Origin of the sequence: Macrococcoides caseolyticum (assembly GCF_002902665.1) — a bacterium.
In the GTDB taxonomy this organism is placed as follows: Bacteria; Bacillota; Bacilli; order Staphylococcales; family Staphylococcaceae; genus Macrococcoides; species Macrococcoides caseolyticum.
Genome location: NZ_PPRM01000119.1, coordinates 1 through 332 on the forward strand (window position 1 = coordinate 1; position 332 = coordinate 332).

Here is a 332-nt window from a genome sequence, read left to right on the forward strand (position 1 = left end):
CCATAAATTCATATCTGTACATTTTTAAACTATATTATCAATTATATCGATATAAATCACCATATATAATTATCATTTTATTGTCATGAAGTTTTTTTGAGCGAATTTTGTATGAAGTTAGCTGGGACGCCGTTGTTTTGTGAAGTTTTTTCAGAGATTTAAGGTGGGGGGTATGATTAGCATAAAGCTTTATATGAAGAATTTATTTGTTAATTTTATTTTATTCATAATCGATTAAACTTATAACTTTTCTAAAGTATAGATATAAAAATTAATTGTAGGTAATTTTGTTTATAGCGTTCTATATAATTAGAGAATAGCTTGTTTTATAT